This is a genomic window from Sphingobacterium chuzhouense (assembly GCF_014692525.1).
Lineage (GTDB): Bacteria > Bacteroidota > Bacteroidia > Sphingobacteriales > Sphingobacteriaceae > Sphingobacterium > Sphingobacterium chuzhouense.
The window spans coordinates 116,278-141,114 of sequence record NZ_JACNYL010000002.1 but is presented as its reverse complement, the minus strand read 5'-3'; the positions used below and the strand labels follow the sequence as shown (position 1 = coordinate 141,114).

The 24,837-nt window shown below is 39.9% G+C and carries 21 protein-coding genes and 1 tRNA gene; 10 read left to right on the top strand and 12 right to left on the bottom strand.

Annotated features, from left to right (window positions below):
• Positions 1 to 124: 124 nt before the first annotated feature.
• Positions 125 to 1,039: a hypothetical protein gene (locus H8B21_RS06960; protein ID WP_190313089.1), complete on the top strand. Its 915-nt coding sequence runs from the start codon at positions 125 to 127 to the stop codon at positions 1,037 to 1,039.
• Entirely contained in the window at positions 1,036 to 1,716 is a 681-nt protein-coding gene (locus tag H8B21_RS06955) for an ABC transporter ATP-binding protein (protein ID WP_190313088.1), read from the top strand. The genes H8B21_RS06960 and H8B21_RS06955 overlap by 4 nt, the downstream gene beginning before the upstream one ends.
• Positions 1,717 to 1,774: 58 nt before the next feature.
• Here H8B21_RS06955 and H8B21_RS06950 read toward each other — a convergent pair whose 3' ends face one another.
• Positions 1,775 to 1,978 carry a hypothetical protein gene (locus H8B21_RS06950; RefSeq protein ID WP_190313087.1) on the bottom strand — a complete coding sequence of 68 codons (204 nt, stop codon included), beginning with the start codon at positions 1,976 to 1,978 and terminating at the stop codon, positions 1,775 to 1,777.
• 11 nt (positions 1,979 to 1,989) lie between these two features.
• Between H8B21_RS06950 and H8B21_RS06945 the strand changes: the two genes are divergently transcribed.
• A complete protein-coding gene (locus tag H8B21_RS06945) occupies positions 1,990 to 2,175 on the top strand; it encodes a hypothetical protein (RefSeq protein WP_190313086.1) in 186 nt (61 codons plus the stop codon).
• Positions 2,176 to 2,216: 41 nt separating this feature from the next.
• On the opposite strand, the gene H8B21_RS06940 is transcribed toward H8B21_RS06945, so the two are convergent.
• Positions 2,217 to 2,290: transfer RNA gene (locus H8B21_RS06940), tRNA-Arg, on the bottom strand.
• Positions 2,291 to 2,457: 167 nt separating this feature from the next.
• On the opposite strand from H8B21_RS06940, the gene H8B21_RS06935 reads away from it, so the two are divergent.
• Positions 2,458 to 3,282, top strand: coding sequence for an alpha/beta fold hydrolase (locus tag H8B21_RS06935; protein ID WP_190313085.1), 825 nt, complete (start codon positions 2,458 to 2,460; stop codon positions 3,280 to 3,282).
• Here H8B21_RS06935 and H8B21_RS06930 read toward each other — a convergent pair.
• Positions 3,266 to 4,054, bottom strand: coding sequence for a patatin-like phospholipase family protein (locus H8B21_RS06930; protein ID WP_190313084.1), 789 nt, complete (start codon positions 4,052 to 4,054; stop codon positions 3,266 to 3,268). The genes H8B21_RS06935 and H8B21_RS06930 overlap by 17 nt on opposite strands.
• The gene (locus H8B21_RS06925) at positions 4,051 to 5,547 is read right to left on the bottom strand and encodes an aminoacyl-histidine dipeptidase (protein ID WP_223814899.1); all 1,497 of its coding nucleotides are present in this window, start codon (positions 5,545 to 5,547) and stop codon (positions 4,051 to 4,053) included. The genes H8B21_RS06930 and H8B21_RS06925 overlap by 4 nt, the downstream gene beginning before the upstream one ends.
• A gap of 175 nt (positions 5,548 to 5,722) precedes the next feature.
• On the opposite strand from H8B21_RS06925, the gene H8B21_RS06920 reads away from it, so the two are divergent.
• Together H8B21_RS06920 and H8B21_RS06915 are read left to right on the top strand one after the other, a co-directional pair.
• Entirely contained in the window at positions 5,723 to 11,638 is a 5,916-nt protein-coding gene (locus tag H8B21_RS06920) for an alpha-2-macroglobulin family protein (protein WP_190313083.1), read from the top strand.
• A 72-nt stretch (positions 11,639 to 11,710) separates the two neighbouring features.
• Positions 11,711 to 12,286, top strand: coding sequence for a sugar O-acetyltransferase (locus H8B21_RS06915; RefSeq protein WP_190313082.1), 576 nt, complete (start codon positions 11,711 to 11,713; stop codon positions 12,284 to 12,286).
• 17 nt (positions 12,287 to 12,303) lie between these two features.
• Here the strand turns inward: H8B21_RS06915 and H8B21_RS06910 are convergent, their stop codons facing one another.
• From H8B21_RS06910 to H8B21_RS06895, 4 genes are read right to left on the bottom strand one after another with little or no spacing between them, the layout of a single operon-like run.
• Positions 12,304 to 13,116 (bottom strand): alpha/beta hydrolase, encoded by an 813-nt coding sequence (locus tag H8B21_RS06910; RefSeq protein WP_190313081.1) that lies wholly within the window; start codon positions 13,114 to 13,116, stop codon positions 12,304 to 12,306.
• 59 nt (positions 13,117 to 13,175) lie between these two features.
• Entirely contained in the window at positions 13,176 to 14,831 is a 1,656-nt protein-coding gene (locus tag H8B21_RS06905) for an ABC1 kinase family protein (RefSeq protein WP_190313080.1), read from the bottom strand.
• A gap of 4 nt (positions 14,832 to 14,835) precedes the next feature.
• Positions 14,836 to 15,498: a hypothetical protein gene (locus H8B21_RS06900; RefSeq protein WP_190313079.1), complete on the bottom strand. Its 663-nt coding sequence runs from the start codon at positions 15,496 to 15,498 to the stop codon at positions 14,836 to 14,838.
• Between the two features lie 59 nt (positions 15,499 to 15,557).
• A complete protein-coding gene (locus tag H8B21_RS06895) occupies positions 15,558 to 16,166 on the bottom strand; it encodes a WbqC family protein (RefSeq protein ID WP_190313078.1) in 609 nt (202 codons plus the stop codon).
• Between the two features lie 78 nt (positions 16,167 to 16,244).
• Here H8B21_RS06895 and H8B21_RS06890 point away from each other — a divergent pair, with 78 nt between their 5' ends.
• The 4 genes from H8B21_RS06890 to dapA are packed head-to-tail and all read left to right on the top strand — an operon-like array spanning position 16,245 to position 21,106.
• Positions 16,245 to 17,111, top strand: a complete 867-nt coding sequence (locus H8B21_RS06890) for a lysophospholipid acyltransferase family protein (RefSeq protein WP_190313077.1) — start codon at positions 16,245 to 16,247, stop codon at positions 17,109 to 17,111.
• Entirely contained in the window at positions 17,087 to 18,139 is a 1,053-nt protein-coding gene (locus tag H8B21_RS06885) for a glycosyltransferase family 2 protein (RefSeq protein WP_394366356.1), read from the top strand. The genes H8B21_RS06890 and H8B21_RS06885 overlap by 25 nt, the downstream gene beginning before the upstream one ends.
• A gap of 46 nt (positions 18,140 to 18,185) precedes the next feature.
• Entirely contained in the window at positions 18,186 to 20,210 is a 2,025-nt protein-coding gene (gene ligA, locus H8B21_RS06880) for an NAD-dependent DNA ligase LigA (protein WP_190313076.1), read from the top strand.
• 17 nt (positions 20,211 to 20,227) lie between these two features.
• Positions 20,228 to 21,106 carry a 4-hydroxy-tetrahydrodipicolinate synthase gene (gene dapA, locus H8B21_RS06875; RefSeq protein ID WP_190313075.1) on the top strand — a complete coding sequence of 293 codons (879 nt, stop codon included), beginning with the start codon at positions 20,228 to 20,230 and terminating at the stop codon, positions 21,104 to 21,106.
• Positions 21,107 to 21,138: 32 nt separating this feature from the next.
• On the opposite strand, the gene H8B21_RS06870 is transcribed toward dapA, so the two are convergent.
• From H8B21_RS06870 to H8B21_RS06855, 4 genes are read right to left on the bottom strand one after another with little or no spacing between them, the layout of a single operon-like run.
• Positions 21,139 to 22,080: a siderophore ABC transporter substrate-binding protein gene (locus tag H8B21_RS06870; RefSeq protein ID WP_190313074.1), complete on the bottom strand. Its 942-nt coding sequence runs from the start codon at positions 22,078 to 22,080 to the stop codon at positions 21,139 to 21,141.
• 8 nt (positions 22,081 to 22,088) lie between these two features.
• A complete protein-coding gene (locus H8B21_RS06865; RefSeq protein WP_190313073.1) occupies positions 22,089 to 22,847 on the bottom strand; it encodes an iron ABC transporter ATP-binding protein in 759 nt (252 codons plus the stop codon).
• Positions 22,844 to 23,794 carry an iron chelate uptake ABC transporter family permease subunit gene (locus tag H8B21_RS06860; RefSeq protein WP_190313072.1) on the bottom strand — a complete coding sequence of 317 codons (951 nt, stop codon included), beginning with the start codon at positions 23,792 to 23,794 and terminating at the stop codon, positions 22,844 to 22,846. Before H8B21_RS06860 ends, H8B21_RS06865 begins: the two co-directional genes overlap by 4 nt.
• Positions 23,787 to 24,755 carry an ABC transporter permease gene (locus tag H8B21_RS06855; protein WP_223814898.1) on the bottom strand — a complete coding sequence of 323 codons (969 nt, stop codon included), beginning with the start codon at positions 24,753 to 24,755 and terminating at the stop codon, positions 23,787 to 23,789. The genes H8B21_RS06860 and H8B21_RS06855 overlap by 8 nt, the downstream gene beginning before the upstream one ends.
• Positions 24,756 to 24,837 lie beyond the last annotated feature (82 nt).

Sequence of the window (24,837 nt, the reverse complement as noted above, 5' to 3'; positions counted from 1 at the left end):
CAATGTTAAATGAAATCATTATTATTGAAATATAGGCAGAATTGTATGAACACAACAATAAATAACAAGACGAACCTACAACGATGAAAGTTTTCAAACACAGATTACGATTGAAATAAGAACAATGAAATACTACTTTCAATTACAATATCGAATTTTCCGACGCCAAATGGAAGATATTGGGCTTCCTTTCCTAGCTGGTTTATTGCTGATAGCATCATTATATATTGCGTTTTGTGCTATTACCATAAAGTACCCAACTTATGCTCCCTGGACACTTGGATACATATCAGTCTCCCTAATGTACAAATTCGCCAATCCGGACAGGATAGATTTTCTCAAAAATATATTGACGAGGAAACGATTCTCAGCAATAAGGTTAGCCGAAAATATAGGCTGTATCCTACCCTTTATTCCCATCGCTATTTATGAAAGAGCGTGGTTGCTAGTGGCACTCTTGGTTGTTTTAAGTATAGTAGCGACTGTTATTTCTGTCAGAAGAGTAGAAATTCGGAATATACCAACTCCTTTTCGTAATTCAGCATTTGAATTTATTATTTTCTTTCGTCGCCTTTGGTGGTTATTGATTATTTGCTATACCATTGCTTGTATAAGCATATATTATGATAATATTAATCTTCCAATCGTGTTATTGGGGATTGTTATTTTAATGGGATTGGGCGCTTATGATATTATCGAAGATGAATATATTGTCTGGAATAACGCACGGTCAGCATCTGGCTTCATAAAAAATAAAATCTGCATGGGAAGCGTTCAATTAAGTCTCTTAATAGCACCGTTCTTATTACTTTTGCTGCTATTTGGTACATCTATGTTCTTATGGGCAATTCTCTGTTGGATCAGCGGGGTATTACTACTCATATTGGTTATCTTGATGAAATATGCTGCATATCCGCGTGGTGTTGGAATAACAGAAACTATTGGGTGTATGGTAATCGTCATGATGCCCTTACTTTTAGTAGCCGCCTATCCTTATTATTATAAAAAAGCCGTTCAAAATCTAGAAAAATATTTATGATTACTATTCGTAGCCTACATAAATCTTATGGCAAACATCAGATTTTAAAAGATCTGCACATCGATTTTCTATCTGGCAAAGTTTACGGAATTGTAGGTGCAAACGGTGCAGGTAAAACTACTTTTTTTCGCTGTCTGGCAGGCCTCGAGAAATATGAAGGGCATATCTCAGCGGATCTGTATCCGCTCAAAGAACATATTGGCTATCTTCCTTCCGAAATCTATTTTCTTCCTAAAATTACGGGAAAGGAATATCTCACATTGCTAATAGAGGCCCGCCATAAAAAAGTGCAGAACCTCAAAGAGCAGAATATTTTTGATCTTCCGTTAGATCAATATGTGAGCAGTTATTCTACCGGTATGAAAAAGAAGCTGGGTATTTTGGGCGTACTGTTGCAAAATAACAGCATATACATTCTCGACGAACCATATAATGGTCTGGATTTCCAGAGCAGCCTAGTTCTTACGGATATTATTCAAAGATTACGATCCAAAGGTAAGACGATAATCTTATCTTCCCATATTTTCGGTTCGTTAGAAGAAACTTGTGATTCGATTACATTATTACAAAATGGTCAATTTAATGTTTCCGCCACCAGGGAGAACTTCTCCGAATTGAAGCGCCAAATTACCGAAGAGTTATTGTATAAAAACTTAGATGATATATTTCCTCTATAAATACTAAAAAAACACCCGATTCATTCAGAACCGGGCGGTATAAAATTCACGTTTCGTATTAATGCAATGCATTGATCAAATTCACTAAATTGTTTTTAGTAGTGGTATTCAGTTCGCTTTCGCTAATGGCAACAGTTAAACCGTTCACAACGGTCACTTGCTTGATAGCGTAAACAATCTCTCCGTTGCTTTCTGAGGTAAAGATTAATTTAACCGTCTGGCGATAAAAACCTTTCAGGCATAAATATTGTTCAAATATCAAAAAACAAAGCTATGAACGTAAAACGGATATTTGGAACGATATTAACTATTTTAGGTATTATTGGTTTAATCTACACAGGTTATGAACTAATTAATAAAAATACCGATTATATATCACTGATCGTTATCGGTGTTATAGCATTGATCTTTTTCTTCGCGGGAATCGGTCTTGTGAAAAATACGAAGGACGCGGCGTAAAATCGGCTTTGAAATATAATAGGGTTAAGAGATTAAAAAAGTGCGCTTGAAGGGAGTCGAACCCCTAACCTCCTGATCCGTAGTCAGGTGCTCTATCCAGTTAAGCTACAAGCGCAAACTTTTTATGTCGATAACAACATTTGATTGTTGCTTTTGGTGATGCAAATATCGCCACTTTTTCCTGTTTTCCAAATTATTTTCAAAAAAAAGACCGTTAAAATACCGATATGGTATATATATTGCTGATTAAAAAATAATTACATTGCATAAAAATTCAACAACATGACCGAACGCTTAGTAAAAAGCAACAAAATACGAATTGGCGACATCAGTATCTCCTATTACATTAAAAAATCAAGAACAACCACATCTAAAACCATTATTTTCTTACATGGCTTTCCTTTTAACAAAAACATGTGGCGTGATCAACTGGAGGCGTTACCAGAAGATGTCACCGCAATTGCATTAGACATTCGGGGGCATGGTTTGACTACTAGTGGACATGGTTTTTTTTCCATCGATGTTTTTGCGAAAGATATCGGCGTCTTTATGGAAAAGTTGGATATCGAGCAGGCAGTGCTCTGCGGGATCTCTATGGGAGGATATATAGTCCTTCGCGCCTATCAGTTATTTCCAGAGAAAATTTCCGGTCTTATTTTGGTAGATACACATAGTAAGGCTGATACTAATGTCGGAAAACAAAAGCGATTTGCCAGTATACAGACCATTCTGAATCATGGACGCAGACCATTCTCTATCGGTTTTGTAGAAAACGTGTTTTCGTCTTATAGTATACAAGAGAAACCAGAAGCGGTCGAGTATATCAAAAGCGCCATTCGCAGAAATAGTGTACGAAGCATCTGCTCGACATTATTGGCACTAGCAGCTAGAACAGATACGAGTGACACACTAAAAGATATCAGCGTTCCTACACTCTTGATTCGCGGTAGCGATGACCGGATTACTTCCTTACAAGACATGAAGGATTTAGAAGAGGCTATTCCAAATGCACGGTTTATAGAAATAACGGGGTGCGGACATTTACCAAATCTAGAAGCACCTGAAGAATTTAATCATGCGATAAAGGAATTTATGAGTGGGATTTAATTACCGTACGTGCCAATTCGTAACCTACGTCGATCAATTCTGCTGAACGGTGAAATTCCCATATCTCAGCAGCATTGTGCGGCACGCATATCGTATAATCAGGTTCATGGAGCTCCAACATCAATGCGCTTAATCTACGCCGCATCGCATAATATGATTCCATCAACAATGTCCTTGCCGTAAAATGTGGTGGTGTCGTTGACTTATCTTTAATCGGCATGCCATCCAAATTAACAGCGACGACCAAGTTTCTTTTTCTCGATACATGATTAAGAGGCAATGGATTTAAAACCCCACCGTCCACTAGAAAACGATTTTCTACAGATACGCCTGTAAAAACACCCGGAATAGCGATAGAAGCACGAATAGCTGCGTAAATACTCCCTTCTCGGAACACGACCTCCTGTTCATTTTCCAAATCGGTGGCAACGGCGGTATAGGTAAGCGCCAAATCCTCAATGTTCACGTCATCGAATACTTCATGCAACGTGTTCAAAACACGTTCGCCTTTCAATAAACCATAGCGTGGGTTGGAGAAATCCATTAATTTAAAGACCTGTGCACGGGTTAGGGTTTTCATCCAATCCGCTAACTCCTGTAAACGGTTGGTAGCATAAGCACCACCTACAAGCGCTCCTATGGAGCATCCGACAATTTCGTCAATTTCGTAGCCTTGCTCCTCCAACCATTGGATAACGCCAATATGCGTAATTCCCCTAGCGCCACCACCACCAAGTACCAGTGATACTTTTTTTCGTCTTTTTAAAATCATTTTACCGGAATCTGTTTCAAGATTTCTAATAAGAATATCCAGAATTTCTGTACGGATGATATCGAAACACGTTCCTGTGGAGAATGCGCACCTAAAATAGTTGGGCCAAACGAGATCATATCCATTTCGGGGTAGTGGCTGCCCAATATACCACATTCTAGTCCTGCATGGCACGCTACAACATGGGGTTCTTCCTCAAACAAGTCGGTATAGGTTGATTTGAGCACGTCAAGAATTTCAGAATTTGGATTAGGCGTCCAACCTGGGTAATCCCCCGAAAAGCTAACTTCTGCATCCATCAACTCAAAGCAGCACTTTAGTGCATTTGCCAAATCAACTTTGGATGATTCTACCGATGAACGCGTCAAACATTTAACCGTTATCTTCCCTCCTCCTACTTTCACACGTGCAATATTGTTCGATGTTTCAACCAAATTATCGAAAGCTGCACTCATGCGATAAACACCATTTGGTGCGGCATAAAGCGTTTGAATCAACTTGGTCTGTACGACTATCGGTAACACACCCGCAGATGGTTTTTCACGTCGCTCTAATATGATTTCAAGCGCTTCATCAACCGTTGCAAACTCCTGCTTTATAGCTGCGCTCTCTTGTTCCACTACAGATAATAGCAACTCCTCGGTGGTTGCATCAGCTGCAAAAACAGCAACACTTTCTCTCGGAATCGCATTCCGTAATCCGCCTCCGTCAATATTAGCCAACCGAATATCCAATGGCAATAAGGTATACAATAAACGATTGAGTATTTTGTTGGCGTTGCCTAAGCCTCTATGGATCTCCATCCCCGAATGCCCGCCGTGCAACCCTTTCACCGTTAATGTATAGTAGGTAGCGTCATTCGAAACGGATTCCGGTATATAAGTACGACGAGCCGTAACATCTACCCCACCGGCACAGCCGATGTCAATTTCCGTATCTTCTTCGGTATCGAGATTCAACAGAATCTCACCTTTCAGCAGATCGCTCTGTAAACCTTTTGCACCTGTCATCCCCGTTTCTTCGTCTATTGTAAATAGGGCTTCGATAGCAGGATGAGCAATGTCGTCCGATGCTAAAACTGCCATGATTGCCGCTACACCTATTCCATTATCTGCCCCGAGTGTGGTATCATGTGCCTTTACCCATCCATCCTCTATAAACATGGAGATTCCCTGCGTGTCAAAATCAAAATCCGTATTGTTGTTCTTCTGGTGAACCATGTCCAAATGGGATTGTAAAACAACTGTCTTGCGGTTTTCCATTCCCGCAGTAGCCGCTTTGCGGATGATAATATTACCCACTTTATCCTGTATCGTTTCCAATCCTAGGCGATCACCAAAATCCAACATAAACTGAATAACCTGCTCTTCGTTTTTTGATGCACGAGGAACTGCATTTAACGCCTCAAAATATTGCCATACCGATTTCGGTTCTATTTGCCCTAATACCATGTCTGTCGTTTTCTTGTTTCTTTCAAACCTAAATAAATTCATTTTTATATGCAATTTAATGGCGCATAATATAAAATGAATTTAATTTAGCTCTCCTCTACCATCTAGGACTATTTTATAGAGGAAAATTAACGATTTTTATGGAATCCCTCTCTTTCAAGCATCAATTCTTAAAAAGCAGAAAAAAATATGTAGATTTAGCACATAACTTACAATCATGAATAAATATATCTGGCTGCTAATCGGTCTATTCCCCCTATTAACTAAAGCTCAAGAACTTAAAAAAGATACTTCTAGCACAGATACTTGGAGAGAAGTACATCGACTGATGGAGATAAAAAATTATGCACAAACCCTTCCATTGTTGAATAAAATCAAAGCTTCCGCCCAAGCTAATAATAACAGTGGAGAATGGATTCGTGCGGTATTGGCTGAAAACTTGTCCTTGCGGATCAATAACACAGATGATAATACCTTCATATTGGTTAAAAATCACTTAGAAAAGCATATCAAACAAGCAAATAAAGTAGAACAAGCTATTTTACAAAATTTTTACGCCCAATACCTGCATAATAACAGGCATCGATATCTTTCCGATAGCAACGACCCATTTATCGCACAAAATACTACAGGTAAGAATAAAATAATCGACTCTCTTTTTAACTTATCGTTGTCCCAAAAAGAACTGCTCGTGCAGGAAAGTATCGAAGACTGGAAGGCAATGTTCGCCGAGCAAAAGAATTTAACGCTAACACCCACCCTATTTCATTTTCTTGCGCATTACTACCTCAATTTCCTGCACAATGTAAAAAATGACCAAGAGGGAAAAGCGGCATCGCTGACACGCGAGCTGGAACGATTGAACAAAGCGGGAAAATACAATGATGCTACGGCCTACCTCATGAGCTACAGGCTCTCCATCCAGCAATGGAATGTCAAGACAGAACTGCCGAAGTTTCTGGATATTATTGACAAGCAGGAAAGTAATTATAATGCCTATTTGCTGTATCAAATTGCTGCGGCTCAACAATCCCAAAATCCAAAAGAAGCCCTGAAATATATCAACCAAGCATTAGAAAACTATCCTCAATCGCCTTGGATCAACGAAGTTAAAAACTTATCGAATACAATAAAGAAAGCTGATATCACGCTGAACCACGACAAGTTTGCGCCAGCACAATTATACATACCGGTAAAGATAAGCACCCGCAACGCCGATACGCTTTATATTCGTGTATACAACACGACCAATCGACCCGAGAACTACAAAAACTATGAGGTAAAATACGATTCGCTAACGTTTGACGTAAACCTCGATGCCACATTGGTTTATGAGGATAGCGTTACTCTCAAAACTTTTGACGATTATAAAGAACACAAAACAATCTATAAGCTCAACCCGCTACCTTATGGAAATTACACCATTTTATTAGCCAACAACCCGGCATTTCAAGATGACGGTCTCAATCTCGATGTCGTAGAAAGCACGATTGGCATTACCGACCTGTTTGTGTCAACAACGATAGATGAAGAAGATGACAAACAGGAACTATACAATACATTATTAATTAACAGAAAAACGGGTGCTCCTTATCGCCGGAAAAAGGTACAGCTGTATGAAACGAACAACCATACGGATCCAAAATTAATTCAAACGTTCACAACAAACGATAGAGGAGAATTTTCCTATAAAACCAACTACGCGGAAGACCGTATTGGCTTAGAAGATTATGTATTGTTCGTACCTGATGAAAAACAATTTATAGATCTGGGCGAACTAAATAACATCCAGTCACACGTATATCGGGAGAATCGTTATGCCCGGAAAGACAATATTCTTATCCAGACGATGACGGATCGTGCCATCTATCGTCCGGGGCAGACGGTTTATTTTAAAAGTATACTCTACAATAGCCACAGCTTATTGGGAAGCACGATAGAAAAGCAACAAGTTCAACTATTCCTGCACGATGCTAATAACCAAAAGATTGATTCGCTTACACTAGTCACCAATGGTTTCGGCTCTGTCAACGGCTTATTCCAATTGCCCAATAAAACATTACCAGGTTCTTTTCGAATCGTCGCTTTCCACGACAACCAACAAGTAAATACGCAACGTATACGTGTAGAAGAATATAAAAGACCAACGTTCAAAACCAGTTTTGAGACCAACAAAGAAACGTATACCCTACGGGATACCGCTGTCTTTACCGGCCTTGCTGAAACATTATCCGGTGTACCTCTGGTAGATGCCACCGTACATTATAAAGTCAATTTCTATCATACGAAACAACAAAAAACTGTCACCTTCGCCGACACCACGACAACCTTGGACGACAAAGGAAAGTTTCGCATCGCTGTTCCGCTGATGGATACTATTTTTACAGGGTTAACCGATTTTACCTTGCAATATTCGGCAGAGGTAGTTAACCAAACCGGGGAAATGCAAGCCGCCTCAGATCGTTACCGTTTCTCTACCAAGCCTTGGAATATCAGTATTCAAACAGAAAATAAGATTGAAGAAAAAAAGTGGAAGGAGATACATATTCATACGATTAATCAAAACGGACAACCGTTGAAATTCAGTGGCAAGGTCGATATCTATAAATACGACAAGGAACCCCAAATTGCTCTGACAGATGAAAATGTCATATTTTTCAATGACACAGAATATCACATCCTCTCGCAAGCAGAATACCAAAGATATTTTCCGAATTATTTCGATCCCATTCTACTAGCTAAGGATGCCCCCAAAACATTAGTCGCCAGTTACGATTTCGACACGAGGGATACGAGTCTGGTCAAGCTCGACTCGAATCTTTTTGCAAGCGGACGTTACTTCATAGAAGCCTATACCGTTCAGGAAGGTAACAACATTCGCTCTTCAACCGATGTGAGCTTATACAAAACGAATACAACAAAAGTTACCCCAACCGAGTTCTTGGTGTACAAGCTGGACAAAGCGCAATACAATATAGGCGATAAAGTAACCCTGACTTTTGAAACCGATGTGCCGCAGGCCGAAAAACTATTTTTATTCGAAGCCCACGGTGCTAAAAAGGCAGAAACAAGGCTATTGGATTGGAAGAAAGGAAAAGCACAGCACAGCTTTATATTGCAAAAGGAACATGTTTCGCCCAACTTGTTTTTCAATGCTTTACTTGTCGTCGACAACAAAGCGGCAATCGCTTCGGTATCCATCCCTATTCAACGTGGTGACAAGGCGTTAACGATCAAAACTTCGACATTTCGGGATAAAATTACACCGGGGCAATCAGAAAAATGGCGTTTTACGGTCACACAAAATGACGAAGCTGCCCAAGCGGAGGTACTCGCTACGATGTATGATGCTGCATTGGACATGTTTGCAAGCAATATGTTCCCTGGTTCGTTACAGCTGAATTATCCTTATTACGGTCAGCCGAACTTCTATTATCTGTTACGGGAATTCCAACGTAAAGAGGAGTCTGTTGATATGTTCCACAAACAGCAATGGTACAAAACACAGGGAAACGACATCTCTGTCGTGTATTCTTACGGAGTGTTGCCTGGAGGTTCTTATTTTTTGAGTACAGAAAGTGTTTTGGAAGAGGTTGTTGTAGCCGGCTATGGACAGCCGGAAAGGGTAGTTTTAAATGGAGCCGTCGCCGGATTACAGTCAGAAAGTCTTGTCGCAAAATCGAGCAGTGTCATGATTCGTGGTACGGCTATGGATAATTGGCAGGGATCTCCGCTCTATGTGGTTGATGGCGAAATTATGGAAGGGTTTGATCCAAACACGCTCGATCAAAACCAGATTGCCAGTTTCGAAGTGCTAAAAGATGCTTCTGCAACAGCTGTATACGGTTCCCGGGGAGCTAATGGCGTGATTCTCATTACCACGAAGGAAGGACAACAAAAACAAACCCAGCTGGATGCAGTACAAGCCCGCTCCAATCTGGACGAAACTGCCTTTTTCTATCCGGAACTATATACAGATGCAGAAGGTAATATTTCGTTCGAGTTTACCAGTCCCGAAGCGTTGAGCCGATGGAAACTGTTACTCTTCGCTCACGGAAAGAATTTAGAAGCAGGATCGGCTGCTTTCTTCACCCAAACCCAAAAACAGCTGATGGTGCGCCCGAACCTTCCCCGTTATTTCCGGGAAGGCGACCAGATTACGCTAAAAGCACAAATCCAAAACATCAGCAAAGGCAAACTTTCCGGAAATGCGCGAATAGAGATTATCAACCCCGGAAATAACCAGAATATAACAAGTACCTTTCTCCAGGAGAACGGTACGAAAGCTTTCGCTGTAGAAGCCGAAAACAACAGTATTGTGGAGTGGCAATTACAAGTGCCGGCGGGTTATCCCACAGTACAGATTAAGATCATAGCAGCTACAGATGAGTTTTCGGATGGCGAACAACATGAACTGCCTATCCTGCCAAACAGGATACTAATTTCGGATACCGAAAAAATCATCTTGAAGCCGGAAGAGCAACGAGAATATCAAATTCACGGTGCCGGAAAGGAAAATCTGCACGCGCGGGTACAGGTACAGACCAATCCGATTTTAGAAATATTATCCGCTTTGGATTATTTAAAAAATTACCCTTACGAATGCACAGAGCAAACAACCAGTAAATGGTTCGCTCTTCAGATGGTGCGTTATATCCAAAAACATTACCCCGCCCTATCGGATTATTTCGCTAAACTGAACCAAGAAAACGTAAAAGGGAGGTTGGAAGAAAATAGTACTTTAAATGAATTGACCATAGAAGAAATGCCTTGGCTTCGGGATATCCAAGGGGAAGAAACTAAGCGAAAAGCTATTGCGCAACTTTTTGGTAGTAATCTCCAGGCAGATATCAATGACTTGGAGAAGAAAATCAGTAAAAGCCAGCTCAATGGCGGTGCGTTTCCTTGGTTTGAAGGAGGTAAATCCAATACCGCTATCTCTATCCGTATCCTCGAAATAACGGGTAAAGTACTCCAGCTCGATCATACGCTTGTGAGCAATACCGTGCGTCAAAGTATGCAAAAATTGATCACATCGTTGGATAAGGACAGCACGTTGTTCGACAGCAAGCGTCATACCTTGCAGGTGCTGGATTATCTATACGCAAGACATTATTGGAACGGTCTATATAAATTGGATGAGTCTACCTTGAAAAAACTGAGCAACGAATTATTAAAATCACCGGAAGTAACTGCTCAAAACGCTGCCGGAATAGCGGCAAAAGCATGGGTGGTCAATCAGCTATCGGGCGACGCAAAGCAGTCAAACGAAATCAAAAACCGCATTACACAGGAAGTAATCCACGACCAAGAGAAAGGTATGTATTGGGAAAGCAATCAAAAACGCTTTAATACTATCAGCCTACACAGTTATATGGTCGAAGCGTACAAACTACATGATCCAAGCAAACTTTACGAAATTACCCAGTGGATTTATTATAACAAACAAGCCCACCACTGGCGTAGCACATGGGCAACTGTGGACGCTATATACGCCTTGCTACTGGCTAATGATCCTGGGGATTTCAGTTTAGACAACAGCATCGAGATCTGGGTAGACCAAGATGAGATACAGACACAAAATGTAGTTTTAGGACAATCTACCAAAGATTTTAACGTAGACGAATTGCAAGGCAATCGAGCAATTTCTATCCAGAACAATAACAACAGACGTGTATATGGATCCATTATACATCAATATTTTGTTCCAGCGGAAGAAGTCAGCAGTTCGACAAATACCATTTCCGTACAGAAGCAATACTATGTTGAACGTCAAGGCAAATGGATTGAAGCAAATACATTTAAACTGGGAGAGAAAATCAAGGTCAAAATCACGGTTATCAACGACAGTCCTTTGGAATATGTCCATCTTAAGGATGCCCGTCCATCCGCTGTAGAACCAGTCTACCGACCATCGGGATACCAATGGTGGCAGGGCTACTACTTTAGCCTAAGGGATGCTTCCACAAACTACTTTTTTGATTACTTGCCAAAGGGAAAAAGGGAATTCGAATATGAAATCAAAGCCAACAATGCCGGAATTTTCCAATCGGGGATTACAACAGTAGAATGTATGTATGATCCTGCTGTGAACGCGCGATCAAGTAGTATCGTCGTAACTGTATCGGAATAATGCGTGTTCCTTTTTTGGAAATAAAAAGGAAGATAAGTGCAATGAAAAACTTTCTATAGAAACAATAACAATATGGAAAAAACAGAAAAAGAAAAAATGATTGCGGGTGAGTTATACCAAGCAATGGGAAAAGAGCTGATGAGTGAGCGCCAACATGCAAAAGAACAACTCTTTCAATATAATAATCTAGAACCATCCAAGATAAAAGCACGCAATCAGATTCTAAAAAAACTGTTTGGCAAAAGTACCAGTCGTTTTTTTATCGAGCCTCCGTTCCGTTGCGATTATGGCTACAATATTTTTCTAGGCGACAATTTCTATGCGAATTACAATTTAATCATTTTAGATTGCGCCCCGGTTACAATAGGCGACAACGTCATGATAGGACCCAATGTGTCGCTTTTCACTGCCGCACATCCGGTACATCCCGAGCCTCGTGTAGCGGGTTGGGAATTTGCAAAACCTATCACCATCGGTGATAATGCTTGGATCGGTGGCCATACGGTGATAAACCCCGGTGTAACGATCGGGAAAAATACCGTGATTGGTTCAGGGTCGGTTGTTACCAAAGATATTCCCGAAAATGTTGTTGCCGCTGGCAATCCGTGTCGGGTACTTCGTGAAATTACGAATGAAGATAAAAAGTAGGGCGTATCATACGCCCTCTATTCCTTTTCTTTTACCAGACGGTTGATTTCTTTCACCAAAATCGGTAATCCGGGATATACCATGCCGTGATCATAGCCTTGAAATTCTACAAGTTTATGTTTTTCATGTCCGACGATGGATAGCATACGTTTAAGATAGGCATTCTCTTCATAACGTCCCAGCAGCTCCAATTCACGATCACCTGTGAACAATATTATTGGCGGGGCGTCTTTTCTTACCCAAAATAACGGAGCTAATTCGTCGATTGTCGGTTGTTTTTCATCAATTCCCTGTTCCTTACGCGCTGTAAAGTGTGTGATAGTCTGCGCACTGAAAGGAATGATGCCGGCTAATTCATCTGCATCCAATCCCTCTGCTTCTAAATAAGTTTTATTTAAAGTGATCATCAGTGCCAAATACCCCCCTGCCGAATGTCCGGAAATGAAAATATTGTCTACGTCACCCCTATATTTACGTGCGTTTTTCATCACAAAAGATGTTGCTTTTGCCGCATCATGTATAATATCTTCTACTTTCACGTTTGGGGAAAACCGGTACCCAACACCGACGACCACGAGTCCCTTTTCTTTTAAAAAATCGGGGATTTCTTTTTTTCCTCCCGTTAAACCTCCACCATGAAACCAGATGACAACGGGGTTATTTTCGCCCGAAGTGGGATAATGTATATCGAGTTTGCATTGCTCCTTCGCATAAGCTGACGCCGTTTCATCAACGTAGCTAATATTTTCAACCGTTTCATAACGAACCTCCTGCGCATAACTAATTTGGCCGATCCCTAACCATATAAAAAATAAAATGATATGTCTCATAGTATATGTATTAAATGATGAAGTTAAGAAAACTTGGGTAAATGAACCAAAAAATAAGGCTATTTACTCCGTAATAGGTACATGATTAATATCGTAGATAATACAAAGCTGACGATGAAACCAAGCCATGAAAGAATAGGCATTCCCCATAGTAGATACCCTACTCGACCATGCGCTAATATACTAGCTCCTATGCCGAATGTCATAGCTAATATGGAAAGCAAGAACTTATTTCCGATGCGATGGAGGATCAATTGCATGCGGTCAAAATCTTGAACCTTATGGTTTAATGTTAGCTTATCCGACTTGGTTTTCTCTAATAAGGTAATCAAGTCTTGTGGTACCTCGGTTAAGACCTCCTTCACAAATTTGCTTTTTTCCAAAAGCTGTTTCTTCAAATAATCGGCCGAGGTCTTCTCTTTTGCTATTTTCGTTGCAAAAGGTTTGATACTTTCGGGAATATTCAATTGCGCATCAAGTTCCCTTCCGGTGCCTTCCAGTAAGGAAACACCACGCAATAATATATAAACAAAATCCGGAAGTAAAATGCTGTTATATTGGAGTATCTTATTTAACTTTCTAAACATAACAGAGATATCAATATCGTCCAATGCATTTTCTTCGATCATCTGAAAGATTTCGTAGGCATCCCGTTCGAGCTGTCTTTCATCTTCTATATGGTGTACCACCGCCAACTTTTTAACATTGCGAATAAGATCCTTCGCATCGTTCATTAAAAAGTTAATAACCATCGCCTCGATTATATCCCGATCACGTGGTATCATGAATCCCATCGATCCAAAATCTATAAATACCACCTGTCCTCGTTTATTGACAAATACATTGCCGGGGTGCGGATCAGCGTGAAAAAAACCATGCTGAAGGACTTGTTCTAAATATAGATCCAGACAGTTCTGGACAATCGTCCTTGTCGGAATGCCGAAAGAATGAAGCCCATTTATATCATTTATTTTAATTCCTTCTACGTATTCCATACATAATATTTGATCGTTTGAATACGCTCGGTATGTTTTCGGGACGTAGATATTGCCATTTCTTTTAAAATTACGGCGAAAGCGCTCGATATTATTCAGTTCATTTGTAAAGGACAATTCGTTGAGCAGGGAGTTGGCAAATGATTGGACGACGTCATAAAGATTGATTCTCTGGATAACTTCGTATTTGTCGCGTAGAAGCTTTACCAAGTCCCGAATGAAATCTAGATCAGCATGAACGATGTCGCTTATTCCTTCCCTTCTTACTTTTAAAACGACTATCGTTCCATCTTTTAACACCGCACGATACACTTGTGCAATAGACGCAGCAGCTATGGGCGTTTCATCGATACGGTCAAAATGTTCGTCAATCCTTATATCAAAGGCCTCTTGAAGTTTTGATTTTATATCAATCGCATCTGTAGGTACTTCATCCTGTAACTTTATCAGCTCCTGTCTTAAATCGCGGGGGACGATATCTGCCCTATTGCTGAGAAGTTGTCCTAGTTTGATAAATGTAGGACCTAGTTCTTCCATCGCAGCGCGCACACGGACATTAAAATCATCTTCAAAAATCCGGCGGGTATGTGTATTCCATAGCAAGAAGCTGTCCGGGATAATCCGGTCGATGTTAGAACGTGATACCACCTCTTCCAAACCGTGTTTAGACAGCACCCGAAGAATATGCCCTAACCGCTTAAACTTATAAATGCCATACATATCGCTAATCTTTATACGTTTCTATACCAATTACGCTCGTCACCTTTTCACTTAAACTCGTGATATCAGATTTTAATCCGACCATAACCGTTACGAACTGCATAGAAATTCCTTCTATTTTTTTAACATGGCGCATATAACCTATTTCGGCTCCAATAAAAAAGCCAGGAAATTTATAATCTGCCCCCATCCCTACCTTTCCGGCAGCTGTCAACGACACCTTATTAGACATTTTGATTAGATTGTTTTCTAAATTTCCTCTTGGCTCAAACGTGAGCCCCAGCACGGGACCGATGTAAGCAAAGGTATTTAAGCGTTTAAATTGCCGTCTCTTTCCGCCTGTTAAGCTCAACATATAGAAGCTAGCTCTGCCATTTTCAACCATGTAATTGTATTTGGGGTCATCAATCTGCTGATCGTATTTGAAGGTTAGCATATAAAGGGTGGGACTCAGAAAATATTGACGGTCTTTGAGCGCGATATCTAAACCAGCGCTACCGGAAAAAAATTTCGTCCCCAGTACCTCTTTTGCTTTGCCTACGGGAAAAGATAAACCTGTCCCTCCCATATAATATATTTTACGATAGTGAAGACTATCTACCTGTGTTTGCGCAGCCACCATCAAACTGCTTACACATAGCAAAAGAAAAACAAAAAAAAATCTCATGAACCGGATATATTTGACTTTAAAACAATCAACGACTCCGAAATGTTTTTGCAACGAGGTTATAAGTAGCTTTTACTTTGGGGTCCTTGATTAAACAAAAGATCTACTACGCTGAGATCGGGCAAAAAACCGTGCTTCTCTTCAAACACTTGATAATAAGGTTTTGGGTGTTCCAAGAGACTGGGTTTCTTAGGATGGATAACCTCTCGATAATCCAACGGTTCTACCGGGGAAATATAAGTTTCTGTGAAAGCAACAGATCGGTTTATTTTCATGCACTTCAATAGCAATTGTAACTGTTCGATATTGAAATCAAAGAGAAAATCATGCCGTTGCTCATAAAACCGAGCAAAATCATCTTCATAATACTCAAAATAGGGCGAACTCCGATATGCTGTCTGTATGCTAAGCCAATGCAAACGCTGCCAGTTAAAATCGTAATTAATGCGAATATCTTTCATCGGAATGTGCTCCTTTACTCCATGTAAAATAGGAACAATCAAGTCTAAAATGCCATTTGCCGTAGCTATTTTTGTCCGCGTCCTATATGTCTGTTTTACATAGTGTTCAAATCGTTCAACTAATAGTGGTTGCTCACTTTGCTGAATGATATGAAAATAGCTGATAGGTGGTAAATAAAAAGCAGGTAAAAGTAACGATGATTCCATGTATTTTAACTAATTTAGACAAATTTAAACTTATTTAAGGATATATTTGCACCTTATCCTGGAGAATTGACCGTATTCATGAGAAAGAAAAGTATAGATGTACTCCTATATATGCTCTCGTTATTGCCCTTTTGGGTATTGTATGGCATATCCAATGTTTTGTACTATCTTCTTTTCTATATTATTCAATATCGCAAACGCGTCGTATTTGATAATCTGCAAAACTCATTTCCCGAAAAATCGGACCAAGAGCGATATCAATTAGCGAAGAAATTCTATCGTTTTTTTCCAGATTTAGTTGTCGAAGCGATTAAGATGCGAACCATGTCGGCGGAACAGGTGCTAGAACGTATAGAGCTCCTCAACCCGGAAGAAGTATATCGACATTTTGAGCAAAATAAGGGTGTAATCGGCGTAACGGCACATTACGGGAACTGGGAGTTGGGTATTTATAGCCTTTCTCTTATGACTGATAACCCACGGCTTGTGATTTATAAACCTCTTAATGATAAAGCTTTCAATGAGGTTTACAATGGGCTGCGTCGTCGCTTTGGTGCTACAATGGTTCCAATGAAACAAATCTTACGTCATGTCGTGCGGTTAAAAGATATGCCTTATATCAGTATGTTCGTGGCGGATCAGACCCCAACTTATCAAGATTCCGATTATTTTATGGAGTTCTTGAATCAAGAAACATTGGTTTACACAGGTACCGAACGTATTGCTCGATTAACTAAGAACCCGGTTGTTTATTGCCATATCGGGCGAAAGAAAACACGAGGGCATTACTTTTGTAAATTTACAACCTTGGTTGAAAATCCTGGCGATTATCAAGAACATGAAATTACGCAGATCCATAATCGTTTTACGGAACAAATGATTAGAGAACAGCCGGAATATTGGCTATGGACACATAGACGTTGGAAACGAAAACGCAGAATATGACACATTATCCCAAAGTCGCCGTTGTTATCTTAAACTGGAACGGGAAGTTTTTCCTAGAGAAATTTCTTCCTTATATATATAATAGTACTTATCCCAATATAGAATTTGTCGTTGGCGACAACGGCTCTACAGATGATTCTGTGTCTTTTGTACAGGATACTTATCCCTCTATCAAAATTATCAAAAACGATAGAAATTACGGTTTCGCAGGTGGATATAATGAGATATTAAAGCATGTAGAAGCCGATTATTATGTGCTTTTAAATTCCGATGTAGAGGTCACTCCTAATTGGATAGAACCTGTTATTCAGTATTTGGAAACAGAACCCAATATGGTAGCTGCGCAACCCAAGATTCTGGCTTATCATGATAAGGGAATATTTGAGCATGCCGGAGGAGCAGGCGGACTTATCGATAGGTTGGGGTATCCGTTCTGCCGAGGTAGGATATTCCATCAGGTAGAGCCGGATCAACACCAATACAATGATAATCGGGAAATCTTTTGGGCAACAGGTGCGGCGTTATTCATCCGCGCTGACGTATGGAAGGAATCCGGTGGGTTTGACGACGATTTCTTTGCACACATGGAAGAGATCGACTTGTGCTGGCGACTTAAGCGGATGGGCTACCGTATCGGTTATGTTGCCAATTCCACGGTATATCACGTAGGGGGTGGAACGTTGAACACCAGCAATCCTAAAAAGACCTATCTCAACTTTCGCAATAATCTGTTGATGATACAGAAAAATGCCGGTTTTTTTGCTTGTTGGTGGATCATATTTGTACGTCTGTGGCTGGACTTGTTAGCATTGATCAAGTTTCTGGTCGACGGCAAACCACGTGACGCCTGGGCTATTAGTAGAGCGCATCAGTACGTTTTTCTTAATATCTTCAAGAATGCAAAAAAAAGGAAACGTTACCCTGTAAAAGAAAACCGAACGGGGTTATATAAAAAGTCCATTATTTGGGATTTTTATGTAAACAAACTGCGGAAGTTTTCCCAATTGAAAAGCAGGAATTTTTATTAGTGTTTAATTTTGCGCATACACCTAAATTTATCTAGTTTTGTCCACTATGCTTGCAGACATTCAGGAAAAAATAGCGCGGCTGACACAAGAGCTGAAGGAATATAATTATCAATATTACGTGCTTGCCAATTCCGTTATATCAGATTATGAATTTGATATAAAATTAAAGGAGTTGGAAGCGCTGGAAGAACAATATCCCCAATTTAAAGATCCTCATTCTCCTACACAAAAAGTGGGTGGAGATATTACACATAAATTCAACACTATAAAACACCGTTGGCCGATGTTATCGTTAGGCAATACCTATAATGAGCAGGAGCTGCGTGATTTTGATGAACGTGTGCGCAAAGCTGTCGGCGATAATGTGCAATATGTTTGTGAATTAAAATTTGACGGACTTTCTATTTCCATTACTTATGAGCAAGGCAAGCTTGTGCGTGCTGTAACCCGTGGCGATGGTACGCAAGGAGATGAGGTTACCAATAACGTCAAAACAATTCGGAGTATACCTCATTCGTTGAAAAAGAGTGACTACCCTGATTTGTTTGAAATACGTGGTGAAATATTTATGCACCATGCTGCTTTTGAAAGGCTAAACAGGAAACGGGAAGAAAACGGTGAACAACCCTACGCCAATCCGCGCAATTTTGCTTCGGGCACCATCAAATTACAAGATCCCAAAGAGGTAGCTAAACGACCTCTGGACTGCTTTCTTTATTTTCTATATGCCGACAATCGAAACAGAATTTTCGATAGCCATTGGGATAGTATACAGGCGGTTAAAAGCTGGGGATTTCCAATATGCGAGCATACGAAATTGTGCAACAATATAGATGAAATATTGGCTTTCATTGACTTTTGGGATGAGATGCGTCACCAGCTGACCTATGATATTGACGGTATTGTCATCAAAGTGAATGATTATGCGCAACAGGAAGAGCTGGGTTTTACTGCGAAATCGCCTCGTTGGGCTATTTCCTATAAGTACAAGGCGGAACGTGTGGAAACCTTGTTAAGGAATATTACCTATCAAGTTGGCCGTACCGGTGCTGTTACGCCTGTAGCCAATCTTGAACCTGTACTACTAGCCGGAACGACAGTGAAGCGGGCATCTTTACATAATGCTAACGAAATAGCACGATTAGATTTGCATGAAGGTGATACGGTATATGTAGAAAAAGGGGGAGAAATTATTCCTAAAGTTATTGCCGTAAATAATGAAAAGCGCGCTGTGGGCACTTCTCCTATTGTTTATCCTACCGTGTGCCCCGAATGTGGGACACAGCTCGTTAGACAAGAAGGGGAAGCTGTGCATTATTGCCCTAATGAAATAGGATGTAGACCACAAATCGTTGGTAAGTTGCAACATTTTATCGGTCGTAAAATGATGGACATACAGGGTATGGGCAATGAAACAATAGAAACGTTTTATTCCCTCGGGCTTTTACACAATATTAGTGATATTTATTCGCTGAAAGAGCATCGGGAAGAATTGAAAACCCTCGAACGGTTTGGAGAAAAGTCTATCGAAAACATGTTGACGGGTATCGAAAATTCGAAAGACAAGCCTTTTGAAAAAGTTCTCTTTGCTTTAGGCATCCGCCACGTTGGTGAAACTATTGCAAAAAAGTTAGCTTTGCATTTCAAAAGTTTAGATAACTTAGCGCAAGCAAGTGTGGAGGAGATTGCTAACGTCCAAGACATCGGGATACGTATTGCGGAGAGTGTTTATCATTATCTGCACGATGCTAAGCACATTTTGGAAATTAACAAGTTAAAAGCGGCGGGACTACAATTTGAAATAGAAGAACATGAGGTGGTATTGGCTGGTAATAGTTTAGAAGGAAAGACATTTCTTATTTCTGGCGTTTTTGCTGATTTTTCGCGAGAAGAATTGGCACAGCTCATTGAGTCGCATGGTGGAAAAATGCTATCTTCTATCTCTGCTAAATTAAATTACTTAGTAGCAGGTGATAAAATGGGGCCATCAAAATTAGCGAAGGCAGAAAAATTGAAAATACCTATTATTTCCGATAAGGAAATATTGGGAATGATTGATCAGAACAAGTAAAAATATATCATAATATAATGAATGAGCTTCAGGGAGCGGGTGTCGCATTGGTGACACCTTTTAACACGGATGGAACAGTTGATTATGAATCGTTAGGCAACCTAATCGATTTTCAGATCAAGGAGGGTATGGATTATTTGGTCGTTTTAGGTACAACAGGAGAAACGGCCACATTAGATGCCGAGGAGCGAAAACAGGTGTGGGAGTTTGCTTCTACACACGTAGCAGGGCGATTGCCCCTTGTGGCAGGTATTGGTGGCAATAACACACAAGAAATTGTAAGACAAGTCGATCAGTTTTCTATAAGCGGTTATTGTGCTATTCTTTCTGTTTCGCCTTATTATAACAAGCCTACACAAGAAGGTATATATCAACATTATAAAGCTATTTCGGAAGTATCCAAACTTCCGATAATCTTATACAATGTACCGGGAAGAACGGGTAGCAATATCTTACCTGCCACAGCTATCCGTCTGGCGAAAGCATGTAGTAATATTGTCGCTATTAAAGAGGCCTCGGCTAGTTTTGCACAATTTGGTGAAATTATGCGAGACAAATCAGACAATTTTTTATTGATTTCCGGAGATGATCCTGCCACCTTACCCATGATGGCATTAGGAGCTGTAGGTGTTATTTCTGTTGTCGGAAATGCCTATCCTAAAAAAGTCGCTACATTGGTAAAAGAATGCGCGAACGGTAATTATGCCGAAGCGCGCAAATTGCATAGTGATTTATTGAAGATTACCGATTTATGCTTTATCGAAGGTAATCCCTGTGGCGTGAAGTATATTCTTAAAAAACAAGGAATTATTGCTACGGATGGGGTTCGCTTACCACTGGTTCCGGTTAGTACACAGACACAGGAAGCGATTGAAAAGGAAATGGAAAAAATATAGAGACGCGGGATGCGTCTCTATATTACGTAGCTTTATTTTATTGCTTCTTCTATCTCATCCAGCATCAATTTGATGGATTTCAATCCACCACCGGATAAATACCAGATTTCAGGATTTAAGAAAATAATTTTATCATTTTTATAAGCATTCGTTTGTTGTATCAATGGGTTAGCAAATTGTTCCAAACCAGCTGTCTCTCTTTTAATTGCCGCTCCCCTATCAATAACGAACAAAATATCGGGGTTCACCTCTTTTATAAATTCATTGGAAACGGATTGTCCATGAGTAGAAGCTTCGATATTACTGTCTGCAGGCTGTATGCCAAATACGTCATGTATAATGCCGAAACGAGACCCCTTACCATAAGCACTCATACGTCCTTCATTTGTGAGTACAATCAATGCTTTCTTATTTGAAGCATCCGCTTTCTCTTTTATTGCAGCGATACGCTTTTCAATATCTTCCAATTCCTTTTCTACTTGTTCCTCTTTATTATAAAGTTTGCCAATTATCTGTTGGTTACTTTTAAAGGATGTCCAGTAGTTACTCATATCAATATCCAAGTTAATAGTTGGAGCAACCTTGCTGAGCTCATCATAATTGGCGGCCATACGGCCACCGATAATAATCAAATCCGGTTCTACGGCATTCACCTTTTCAATATTGGCTTCTTTGATTGTACCAACGTCTACCAATCCATCTCCGCTTGCAAAAGAAGAAAGATATTTTGGGGTGTTGGAGAGTGCAATACCTTTTACGTAAGGCTGTAAATCTAATTCATCATAGGTATCTAATGCTCCAAAATGTAGAACAACAACATTCTCGGGGTTCATCTTGACCGGCGTTGAACCTGAAAGGTGTTCTACAGTTACGGTGTTCTCTTCGGATTGCTGATTTTTCTCTTGTGACCCGCTATTGCAGGACGCACATACTACAAGGGCTGCTACGGCACAATTTAAAAATAGTTTATTCATATCATCTATTATTTAAAGTATATACAATATTTACAATTATCATGGGAAATGATCCGCATTTCCAAGTCAAAAATCTCTTTCAGTCTATCCTCCTGAATAATTTCTGCTGTTGGTCCGTAATAGAGGATCTTCTGGTTCTTCAATGCCACGATATAGTCGGCATACGAAACAGCGAAATTAATATCATGTACCACCACGATAATGGTCTTTCCGAAATCATCGGCTAAGGCTCGGAGAGTTTTCATAATATCTACAGAATGACGTAAATCTAAGTTGTTCAACGGTTCATCCAGCAAAATATAGTCCGTATCCTGCACCAGAAGCATCGCCAAAAAAGCACGTTGACGCTGACCTCCGCTCAACTCGTCCAGATAGTTATGTTGTATATCAGTTAATCTCATGAAAGATATACCTTCATCAACCTTTTGCTCATCTGTTGCTGTGAGTCTTCCCTGCGAATGTGGAAAGCGCCCGAAAGCAACCAATTCACGAATTGTGAGGCGCACATTTGGATGGTTCGCCTGTTTAAGAATGGAGAGTTTCTTTGCAAATTCCCGGTGAGTCATCTCGAAGACATCTTGGTTAAGCAAATTAATCTCCCCTTCATCCTTCTTGACCAAGCGGCTGATAATAGAGAGAAGTGTACTTTTTCCGGTTCCATTACCTCCTATCAATGCTACAATTTTTCCCTCTGGAAAACTGACCGAAATATCATTTAATATGACTCTTTCACCATATGATTTGGACACATTTTTTACTTCTATCATGACTTTCTATTCGTTTTTAATAGTATATAAATAAAATATATCCCCCCAATAAAATTGATAATAATACTGATAGTTGTTGACATATTGAAAACATGTTCCACCAGATATTGCCCTCCAATTACGACTACGCAGGTAAGTAAACAACAGCCAAATATCATTTCGCGGTGTCTATTACTTTTAAAAAGCTCATAACTTAAATTCGCGACGAGTAGTCCTAAAAAGGTGATAGGCCCGACCAACGCCGTAGAGACGGCTACCATCACGGAGATAATCATCAAGTTATTGCGAACCAGTTTGTTATAATCTACTCCTAGGCTAATGGCATTTTCGCGTCCTAGGCTACTAACATCAAGTTGGCGAAAATAGCGTGTCCCCCAGCCCATAGCACCAACGAGAACAAGCGTAGAGATACCAAGTAGGTTAATCTGTATGTTTTCAAAACTGGCAAACATCGATGATTGGACATATAAAAACTCATTAGGATCTAATAGCATGGCAATAAAAGAAGAAATACTGCGGAAAAGTGTCCCGAGTAACAAACCAACCAATAACAAAATATAGATGCTCTTACTTTCTTTTTTGAAAACAAAGACATACATCAAGACGGCAAACAATAACATTAACGTAACCGAAAGCATAAAGTTGCTACTATTGGAAAGTGCCTGAAAGGTTTTATCACCATAAATAAACACCAATGTAGATTGTAGAAGTAGATAGAAACTATCAAATCCCATAATGGAAGGGGTTAATATTCTATTGGAAGAAATCGTTTGGAAAACAATAGACGAATAAGCAATTGCACAGGAAATTAAAACCATTGCCCATATTTTATATGCTCTTCGAGGCAATACGAAGTCCAGGTTTTTGCCGGTAAAAGTGAACATGTACACACCTATACTCAATACGAGTAAACCTATCATGATGAGGAACGTTTTATTCTTAAACATATCTTACTTTTTTAAGAACCAACCCCAAAAACACAACGCCACCTATAATACTGACAGTAAGCCCTATCGGAACTTCATAAGGAAAAGCGATTGTCCGGCTTATCATATCACAAACTAATAAGAAAATAGCCCCTATCAACCCCGTATAAGGCAACGTTTTCTTCAAGTTATCCCCAAAAAGAATGCTGACAATATTAGGTACGATAAGTCCTAGAAATGGAATAACACCTGCGGTTAATACGACCACGGTGGCCGTAATAGAAATAAGAAACAAACCCAAATAGACAATCTGTTTATGATTTAAGCCTAAGCTTTTTGCGGCATCTTCACCCAATCCCACAATGGTGAATTTATGTGCATACAGATAGCTGATAATGACAACGGGAATCGCGAGATATAGTATCTCGTAATTACCTTTTATGATATAAGAGAAATCACCGACCAGCCATCCTTCCATATTCTGCACGACATTGTATTTATAAGCGAAGAAGGTGGCAATAGCAGCGATAATATTACCAAAAACAATACCGACAAGTGGAACGAAAATGAGGCTTCGATATTTTATTTGGGCAGCTATTTTCAAAAAGATAATACTGGCGAGCAACGCGATGAAGAATGAGAACGTCATCTTTGTAAGCATGCCGCCTGCTGGAAACAAAATCATGCTAAGCAAAATACCCATTTTGGTAGCATCCAACGTACCCATCGTCGTGGGTGACACAAATTTATTCAGTGCAATCTGTTGGACAATAAGGCCGGAAACGCTCATACCTACGCCGGCGATCAAAATAGAAATTAAACGCGGGATACGACTTACTACAATAACCAACGTATCATCATCATCTAAATGATTTATATCACTAAATGATATATCGCGTACGCCAATAAAAATTGAAATAAACGCTAAAATGAATAAAGCAAGAATTAGAAAAATCCTTATGAGCAAGGAATTTTGGGGCATGTAAATCTCCTTATCTTGATGTAACCTTCTTTGAATTCAAGCAAACATACAAAATCCGTGCTGCTATTTAAAATTGTTCCAA